At 74.4% G+C, this 8,114-nt stretch carries 6 protein-coding genes; 2 read left to right on the top strand and 4 right to left on the bottom strand.

What is annotated here, in order from left to right:
* The 4 genes from CCN42_RS24640 to CCN42_RS24625 form a co-directional block, all read right to left on the bottom strand.
* On the bottom strand, window positions 1–774 hold a 774-nt coding region (locus CCN42_RS24640; protein ID WP_086738900.1), incomplete at its 3' end, for a DNA-3-methyladenine glycosylase family protein.
* A 45-nt stretch (window positions 775–819) separates the two neighbouring features.
* On the bottom strand, window positions 820–2,172 hold the full coding sequence (locus CCN42_RS24635; RefSeq protein ID WP_086738896.1) for a coenzyme F420-0:L-glutamate ligase: 1,353 nt from the start codon (window positions 2,170–2,172) through the stop codon (window positions 820–822).
* Window positions 2,169–3,128 (bottom strand): 2-phospho-L-lactate transferase, encoded by a 960-nt coding sequence (cofD, locus tag CCN42_RS24630; RefSeq protein WP_086171139.1) that lies wholly within the window; start codon window positions 3,126–3,128, stop codon window positions 2,169–2,171. Before cofD ends, CCN42_RS24635 begins: the two co-directional genes overlap by 4 nt.
* 56 nt (window positions 3,129–3,184) lie before the next feature.
* A complete protein-coding gene (locus CCN42_RS24625; protein ID WP_086738894.1) occupies window positions 3,185–3,706 on the bottom strand; it encodes a cysteine dioxygenase in 522 nt (173 codons plus the stop codon).
* A gap of 686 nt (window positions 3,707–4,392) precedes the next feature.
* On the opposite strand from CCN42_RS24625, the gene CCN42_RS24615 reads away from it, so the two are divergent.
* Both CCN42_RS24615 and CCN42_RS24610 read left to right on the top strand, forming a co-directional pair.
* Window positions 4,393–4,656 carry a WhiB family transcriptional regulator gene (locus CCN42_RS24615; protein ID WP_003975777.1) on the top strand — a complete coding sequence of 88 codons (264 nt, stop codon included), beginning with the start codon at window positions 4,393–4,395 and terminating at the stop codon, window positions 4,654–4,656.
* 190 nt (window positions 4,657–4,846) lie between these two features.
* A partial coding sequence (locus tag CCN42_RS24610; protein WP_086738898.1) for a glycosyltransferase family 2 protein occupies window positions 4,847–8,114 on the top strand: 3,268 nt, incomplete at its 3' end.

Here is an 8,114-nt window from a genome sequence, read left to right as displayed (position 1 = left end):
CTGCACCACCTCCGCGGAGGTCCAGGGCCCGATCCCGGGCACGACCTCCAGCCGTGCCCGCGCCGCCGGCGGCTCCATCCGCACGGACTCCTCCAGCCGCGCCGCGACCCGCACCGCGCGCAGAACCGTCGACGCCCGCTTGTCGTCCACCCCGGCCCGATGCCATTCCCAGGAGGGGATCAGCGCCCACGTCCGCGGCTCCGGCATCACGCACATGCCCCCGGGCGCGGGCCCGGGAGCGGGCTCGCCGAACCTCCGGACCAGCAACCGCCACGCGCGGTACGCCTCGTCGGTGGTGACCTTCTGCTCCAGGATCGACGGGATCAACGACTCCATCACCAGCCCGGTCCGCGTCAGCCGCAGCCCCGGCCGCCGATGCCGGGTCACCGCCACCAGCCGGTGCCGCGGCGTGAAGGCTTCCGGGTCGTCCGCCGCGCCCAGCAGCTCCGGCAGCCGGTCGAGCAGCCACTCGGCCCCCGGCCCCCATGCCTCGCCGCGCACGTCCGCGCCGCGGGCGACGACGCGCAGGGTCCCCGGCCCGGCCGGTGTCCGGCTGGTCCGCCACACGGACCCGTCCGGCGTCACGCGGAACGTGGGATCGCCGGGCCCGCGCCGCAGCGGCCCGAGCACCAGCCCGAGATCCAGCGGCCCGTCCGGCGTGAACGTCCGCACCCGCTCCGGCCCGCTCGCCGGCCGCGGTACCGCACCGGGTACGGCGACCTGCCCGCCGCGCACCGTCGTACGGGTGGGCCGGGGAGCGAAACGTCCTGCCACGGGTGAGGTCCTCGGGAAGTAGGGGGCGACCCTACGAGCGTACGGTCACCGCACCTCGACGAACGCCCCCGCGTCCCGATCCGCCCGGGGGCTGGGCGCCTGCGCCGGATGCCCGACCGCCACGGCCCCCATCGGATCCCACTCCTCCGGCAGCCCCAGCACCTCCCGTACGACGTCCCGGCAGAACATCGTGGACGACACCCAGGCCGAACCGAGCCGCTCCCCGGCCAGCGCGACGAGGAAGTTCTGCACCCCGGCACCCGCGGCGACCACGAACATCTCCCGCTCGGCCGCGTCCCGCCGCGCGTCTCCGTAGGTGTGGGAGCCGTCCATGACGAGGCACGGCACGACGAGATACGGCGCGTTGCGCAGTACGTCGCCGCGACGCACTCGCCTGGCGATGGACTCCTCGCTCCGGCCGTCCCGGCGCAGGTCCGCGATCCACGCCTCGCGCATCGCGTCGAGCAGCCGGGTCCGCGACTCCTCGGACTCCAGCAGGACGAACCGCCAGGGGGTGGTGTGGTGCGGGGCGGGTGCCGTGACGGCGGCGGCCACGGCCCGGCGCACCGCGCCCGGGTCGACGGGCTGGTCGGTGAAGGCGCGGACCGTGCGGCGCTGGGTGACCGCTTCCCGCACCGCTTCCGACGTGCCCAGCCGGAACATGTCGTCCCGCGCGTCGCGCACGAGTGCCCGGGCGCCCGGCTCGTCCCGCTCCGCGGCCACCACGTGCGGCAGTCCGCGCACCACGGCGACGGGCAGCCCGGCCGCCTTGCCCTTGACCAGGTCACCGGCGGCGGCCAGCTCGTCGGCGGTGGCGACGACGGTGGCGCTGAGCGGGTTGCCGTACGCGTCCGTGCCGCCGCGCAGGTCGTCCAGCACCCGCACGCCCGCGGCGCCGATCGCGACGTCCGTGAGCCCCGAGCGCCAGGGGCGCCCGAAGGTGTCGGTGACCACCACGCCGACGGTGACGCCGAGGATGTCGCGCAGCCCGTCGCGGATCGCGCGCGCGGAGCCGTCCGGGTCCTCGGGGAGCAGCAGCACAGTCCCGGCGGGCGTGTTGGAGGCGTCGACGCCGGCCGCGGCCATGACCAGGCCCTGCCGGTTCTCGACGATGCGCAGGGTGCCTCGGCGGGCGACCACGCGGACGGTCTCCGCGTCGATCGCGGCCTCCCGGTCCGCCGCCTCGACGATCCGTCCCTCCGCCTTGGACACGATCTTGGAGGTGACCAGCACCACGTCCCCGTCGGCCAGTCCTGGCTCGGCCGCCGCGATCAGCTTGGCGAGGTCGTCCCCGGCCGTCACCTCGGGGATCCCGGGCACCGCCCAGACGCGGAAGGCGGGGGCGCCTCCGTCCGCGGGAGCGTCCCCGTCCGCGACGGCGCCGCGCTCGTCGCTCACGCCGCCCGTACCTCCTCCGCCAGCGCCAGCGCCTCACGGGCCATCCGCGCGGTCGCCTCGACGTCGGTCATCATCAGCGGGACGGCCCTGCAGCGGATGCCGGCGTCCTCCACGCGCGCGACGGAGCCCGCGTCGACGGTGTCGACCAGCCAGCCGTCGAGCAGCCCGGAGCCGTAGTGCTCGGCGACCGCGGCGGCCGTGGACTCCACGCCGACCGCGGCCAGCACCTTGTCGGCCATCCCGCGCACCGGCGCGTCGCCGACGATGGGGGAGAGGCCCACCACCGGCACCCCGGCGTCGGCGATGGCCTCGCGGATGCCGGGCACGGCGAGGATGGTGCCGACCGAGACGACCGGGTTGGACGGCGGGAAGAGGATGACGTCCGCCTCGGCGATCGCCTCCAGGACGCCGGGCGCCGGCTTCGCCTGCTCGGCGCCGACGGGCACGATCGCCTCGGCGGGCACGGAGGCGCGCAGCCGCACCCAGTACTCCTGGAAGTGGATCGCCTTGCGCTCGCCCTCCAGCTCGACGGCGACATGGGTCTCCACGCGGTCGTCGGTCATGGGGATGAGGCGCACTCCGGGCTGCCAGCGGTCGCACAGCGCCTCGGTGACCGCGCTGAGCGGATATCCGGCGCCGATCATCTGGGTCCGCACGATGTGGGTGGCGAAGTCGCGGTCGCCCAGCCCGAACCACCCGGGCCCGACGCCGTACGCCGCCAGCTCCTCCTTGAGGTGGAAGGTCTCGTCGGCCCGCCCCCAGCCCTGCTCCTCGTTGATACCGCCGCCGAGCGTGTACATCACCGTGTCGAGGTCCGGGCAGACCTTCAGCCCGAAGAGGTGGATGTCGTCCCCGGTGTTGCCGATGACCGTGATGTCCGCGTCCGGCGCGGCCCGCTTCAGACCACGCAGGAACCGGGCACCACCGATGCCGCCTGCCAGAACCACAATGCGCATGCGCCAAGTCTGGCAGGCGGACACGACAACGCGTCAGGCAGTTCGCCCCACGCGGTTCACGTCAGGCAGTTCACGTGGGGCGCCGTGGCGGTCCCCCCGGCCGAACGCAGCCGGGACTGGGGGAGCATCGGCATCTCGGTGAGGCCGGGGAAGTAGACGTGCAGGCTGACGGCCGGCTCCAGGGTGTCGTTGACGACCTCGTGGACGTACCCCGGCGCGAACACGCGCTGGGCACCCGCGGCCAACGCGCGCGTGCGGCTCCCGCTGTGCTCGGTCAGCGTGCCGTCCAGGACGGTCAGCACACCGGAGGACGGGCCGTGGTCGTGCCGCCCGCTCCCCTGCCCGGGCACCCAGGACAGCAGCCAGATCTCGTAGCCCGGACCCGTGCGCAGCCGGTGGTACCAGCGGGTGGTGGCGTCGTACCGGACCAGGTGCTCCCACTGGGAGCGGTCGGCGGCGACGGAGCGGGCGAGGCCGACGAACTCGGACACGGTGGACGGGTGCTCGCGCGGTGTCTGGAGCAGGTGCGGTACTTCGAGGATGTCGCCGGCGATCTGCAGGTCACTGTCGCTGTTCATGGGTGCGGTGGTTCCTTGGCGGAAGGGCGAACAGAGGGGTCGCGTCCCGGGGCGGAGGGGCGCGGAGGGAGGGAACAGCAGCCGGGTCCGAGGGGACACGGCGGGGCCGGAGCGGGTGGGCTCAACAGCCGGGACAGCAACAGCTACAGCGAGCGCGGGCAGCACCGAGGAACCCGGCGGTGCGGGTCGAGGTGAGCGCCAAGTTCGCGAGCATGCCCACAAGGACACCGGTTCACACCTGCACTGTCAACTCGGCGACCGGATCCTGGGATGTGGTTCACCTCATCCGGTCCATCTGACAGGTGAAAGGTTTGTGCACGGGGTCCTCGGGACACATGGGGGCACAACCGGGCGCGCAAGCCCTCGTTGTGAGTCTGTGATCCGACTGTGATCCGGTTCGCTTCGGCCTGCGTGTCGGAACGGGATCGAACTCGCGGGCGTCCTTCTCCGTACAGGACTGTGCGGTGGCAGGAGACCCTCCCGGGCCCCGTCGCTGTGTCGAGGTTTATGCCGATTTGAACACTTTCCGCATGGCCTTGGTTCCGCAGAGTGAATAAGGGGCTCAATAGCAGATCTCGGCTTGACTCGCCCGGAGCAGCACACTTGTAATTTCACTCGTGTCGTTCAGCCGAAAACGGTAACGGCTACATCACGGGGACGCGGAAAAGAACAGACGAGGGGCGCACATGACCGAGCTGGTGCAGCAACTGCTGGTCGACGACGCGGACGAGGAACTCGGCTGGCAGGAGCGCGCGCTGTGCGCCCAGACCGACCCCGAGTCCTTCTTCCCCGAGAAGGGCGGCTCCACCCGCGAGGCCAAGAAGGTCTGCCTCGCCTGCGAGGTCCGCTCCGAATGCCTCGAGTACGCCCTCGCCAACGACGAGCGATTCGGCATCTGGGGCGGCCTGTCCGAGCGGGAGCGCCGCCGGCTGAAGAAGGCGGCCGTCTGACCCGCGACCCGCGGACACCGGCGGACAAGCAGCACGAGTGAGGACGAACGGCCCGTCGCGGGGGGTTGTCCACAGGTGGCGGGCCGTCCCCATGGCCAGCCGATAGTGTGGTCGCTCGTCCGAGACGCCCCGCTGCCCCCTCGGGGCACAGGCGTCCACCGCAGTCCACCGAACCGGGGCCCGTACCTCGATGTCCGTGCACAGCCACCCGGCAGCCCATCAAGACGTCGCTGCCGCCCCTGAGTTTCCGCGTCACGTGGTGACCGCGGTCCTCGTCTCCCACGACGGCGCCCGCTGGCTGCCCGACGCGCTCGCCGGGCTGCTCGGCCAGGAGCGCCCGGTGCAGTTCGCCCTGGCCGCCGACACCGGCAGCGCCGACGACTCCGCCCAGCTGGTCACCGACGCCCTCGGCCCCGACCGGGTGCTGCACCTCGCCCGGCGCACCGGCTTCGGCCAGGCCGTCGAGGAGGCCCACCGCGCCGCGCCGCACCTCACCCCCGAGGAGCTGCCGTACCTGAGGCGGCCCAGCGGCTGGGACCCGGTCACCCGCCAGTGGCGCGACGACGCCTACGACCTGCCGGAGCTGCCGCACGGGGAGCCCGTCCAGTGGCTGTGGCTGCTGCACGACGACTGCGCCCCCGAACCCGACGCCCTCGCCCAGCTGCTGCGCGTCGTGGAGAACGAACTGGAGCTCGGCCGCGACGACGTGGCCGTCGTCGGCCCCAAGCTGCGCGGCTGGTACGACAAGCGGCAGCTGCTGGAGGTCGGCGTCTCCATCGCCAACTCCGGCCGCCGCTGGACCGGCCTGGACCGCCGCGAACAGGACCAGGGCCAGCACGACCACGTCCGGTCCGTGCTGTCCGTGTCCACCGCCGGCATGCTGATCCGCCGCGACGTCTTCGAACAGCTCGGCGGCTTCGACCGGCGCCTTCCGCTGATGCGCGACGACGTCGACCTGTGCTGGCGCGCGCACGCCGCGGGCCACCGCGTCCTCATCGCCCCCGAGGCGGTCGTACGGCACGCCGAAGCCGCCTCCCGCGAGCGCCGCACCGTCGACTGCGCGGGCCGCACCAGCGCCTCCCCGCACAAGGTCGACAAGGCCGGCGCCGTCTACACCCTGCTCGTCAACACCCGCACCGCCGCGCTGCCCTGGGTCCTGCTGCGGCTCGTCCTCGGCACCCTGCTGAGGACCCTCGCCTACCTCGTCGGCAAGGTCCCCGGGCAGGCCGTCGATGAGATCCGCGGCCTGCTCGGCGTGCTGCTGCGGCCCGAGCGGGTCCTCGCCGGGCGCCGCCGCCGCGGCAAGCCGCGGATCGACAAGGGCGAACTGCGCGCCCTGTTCCCGCCGCCCGGCGCGACCGTGCGGGTCACCGTCGAACAGGTCGCGGGCAGCGTCATCGGACGCTCCGACGCCGAGACCGCCTCCGGCGCCGGTCGGCACGGCGGCGCCATCGAGTCCGGACCCGGCGGCGACGACGCCGACTTCATGGAGGTCGAGCAGTTCGCCCGCCTCAAGCGCATCGCCCGCAACCCGGGCCCGATGCTCTTCCTGGTGCTGCTGCTCGTCTCCCTCGTCGCCTGCCGCGCCCTCCTCGGCGGCGGCGTCCTCGCGGGCGGCGCCCTGCTGCCCGCGCCCGCAGACTCCGGCGAGCTGTGGGCGCGGTACGCCGACGCCTGGCACCCGGTCGGCGCCGGCGGCACCCCCTCCGCACCGCCCTATCTCGCGCTCGTCGCCCTGCTGGCGTCCGTGCTGTTCGGCTCCACCGGACTCGCGGTCACCGTCCTGCTGGTCTGCTCGGTGCCGCTGGCCGGCCTCAGCGCGTACTTCGCCTCCCGCCCGCTCGTCGAGTCCCGGCTGCTGCGCGCCTGGGCCGCCGTCGTCTACGCCTTCCTGCCCGCCGCCACCGGCGCCCTCGCCGGCGGCCGGCTCGGCACCGCCGTGTTCGCCGTGCTGCTGCCCCTGCTCGCCCGAGCCGGCATCGCCGCCAGCGGCCTCGCCCACGCCTCCGGCGCCCGCGGCAGCTGGCGCGCCACCTGGGCGTACGCCCTGCTGCTGACGGTCACCACCGCGTTCACCCCGCTCGTCTGGCCCGTCGCCCTGGTCCTCGGCCTCGGCCTGCTCGCCGTCCGCCGGAGCGACATCACCGCCTACGGCCTGCGCTTCCTGGCCCAGCTCGGCACGCCCCTGCTGGTCCTCGCCCCCTGGTCGCTGTCGCTGCTGCCGTTCGGCTTCTTCCAGGAGGCCGGACTGGAGTTCGGCGCGTCGGCCGCCTCCGCGTTCGACCTGCTCGGCGCCAGCCCCGGCGGCTCCGGCACGGTCAGCGGGCTGATGCTGATCGGCGTCGTGCTCGCCGCGCTCGCCGCCCTGCTGCGCTCCGAGCGCCGGTACGGCATCCTCACGGCCTGGGTGGTCGCCCTGGTCGGCCTCGTCTTCGCCGTGCTCGCCAACCGCTCCGCCTGGGCAGGCCCCGCCACCCTCGTCTACGGCCTCGCCCTCCTCGCCGCCGCCGTCCTCGGCGCCGACGGGGCACGCGCGCGTGTGGCCGAGCAGAGTTTCGGCTGGCGCCAGCCCGTCGCCGCGCTGATCGCCTTCGCCTCCGCCGCCGGCCCGCTGCTCGTCGCCGCCGGCTGGATGATCCGCGGTGCCGACGGCCCGCTGGAGCGCCGCGACGACCCCGCGCAGGTGCCCGCGTTCGTCGCCGAGGACAGCGGCACCCGCGACCGGGCCCGCACCCTCGTCCTCGACAGCGACTCCACCGCCCACATCCGCTACACCCTGGTCCGCGGCTCCGGCGCCCGCCTGGGCGACGCCGAACTCGCCGCCGCCCAGGGCGCGAACGAGCGGCTCGACAAGGTCGTCGCCAACCTCGTCGCCGGCTCCGGCGCCGACCAGGCCGACCAGCTCGGCGCCTTCGCCGTGCGGTACGTCCTGGTCCACAAGGGCGCCCCGCGCGAGGTCAGCCGCGTCCTCGACACCACGCCCGGCCTGATGCGGCTCAGCGAGCAGAACGGCAGCGCCCTGTGGCGCGTGGTCCGCGAGGTCTCCCGCGCGGCGATCGTCCCGGCCGCCGGCTCCGGGGAGCCGCTGCCCGTCGCCGCCGGACCCGTCGAGATCCACACCACCATCCCGGCGGGCGCCGAGGGCCGGGTGCTGCGCCTCGCCGACTCGGCCGCCGAGGGCTGGACCGCCACCCTGGACGGCGAGCCGCTCACCCGCACCACCCTCGACGGCTGGGCCCAGGGCTTCGAACTGCCCGCCTCCGGCGGCAGGCTCGACGTCACCTACGACGACCCGATCACCCACACCGCGTGGCTGTGGGCCCAGGGCGCCCTCGCCGTCGTCCTCGTGGTCCTCGCCCTGCCCGGCCGCCGCCGCGACATCGACGACGACCTCCCCGAGGAGCCCGCCGTCCCCGCGCAGGCCGTCACCGGCGAGGGCCGCCGCGCCCGCCGCCTGC

The organism is Streptomyces glaucescens, from assembly GCF_002154375.1.
In the GTDB taxonomy this organism is placed as follows: Bacteria; Actinomycetota; Actinomycetes; order Streptomycetales; family Streptomycetaceae; genus Streptomyces; species Streptomyces glaucescens.
This window is presented reverse-complemented; position numbering and strand designations above follow the sequence as displayed.